The 751-nt window shown below is 65.2% G+C and carries 1 protein-coding gene; it reads right to left on the bottom strand.

What is annotated here, in order from left to right; translation table 11 throughout:
* On the bottom strand, positions 1–751 hold a 751-nt coding region (locus H9X91_RS14015), incomplete at both ends, for an NAD(P)-dependent oxidoreductase (RefSeq protein WP_204805876.1).

Below are 751 nucleotides of genomic sequence, written 5' to 3' on the forward strand. Positions count from 1 at the left end.
CCGCTGTTCAGGGCGTCCGCCAGGTCCTGCTCCACCACCATCTGCCCCCGGCTGTTGTTGATGATGATGACCCCGTCCTTCATCTTGGCGATGTTCTCCTTGTTGATGATCCCCGTGTTGAAGGGGAACAGCGGCATCTGGAGCCCCAGCACGTCGGACCGGGCGAACAGGTCGTCCAGCTCCACGTACTCCACCCCCAGCGCCAGGGCCTCCTCCCGCTGCCGGGTGTCGTAGGCGATGACATGCATCCCCAGGGCCGACGCGATGGCAGCCGTGTGGACGCCGATGTTCCCGCATCCCAGCAGGCCGTAGGTCTTGCCCGCCAGTTCGATCAGCGGATAGTCCCAGTAGCACCAGTCGGCGCAGCGCTCCCACTTGCCGGCCTTCACCGTCTCGTCGTGGTAGCCGATGTGGTGGCAGATCTCCAGCAGCAGGGCGATGGCGAACTGGCTGACGGACTGGGTGCCGTACACCGGCACGTTGGAAACGGGGATGCCCTTTTCCTTTGCGTAGGCCACGTCCACCACGTTGTAGCCGGTGGCCAGCATGGCGATGAAGCGCATGGAGGGGCAGGCGTCGATGGTCCGGCGGGAGATGGGGGTCTTGTTGGTGAGGACCACCTCCGCGTCGGCGATGCGGGCGATGATCTCCTCCTCGTCCGTCAGGCTGGTGCGGTCATACACCGTCAGCTCGCCCAGCTTCTCCAGCTCGCCCCAGCTCAGGTCCCCGGGGTTCTCCGTATAGCCGTCCA

The organism is Oscillibacter valericigenes (assembly GCF_016902445.1).
Taxonomy (GTDB): Bacteria; Bacillota; Clostridia; order Oscillospirales; family Oscillospiraceae; genus Oscillibacter; species Oscillibacter avistercoris.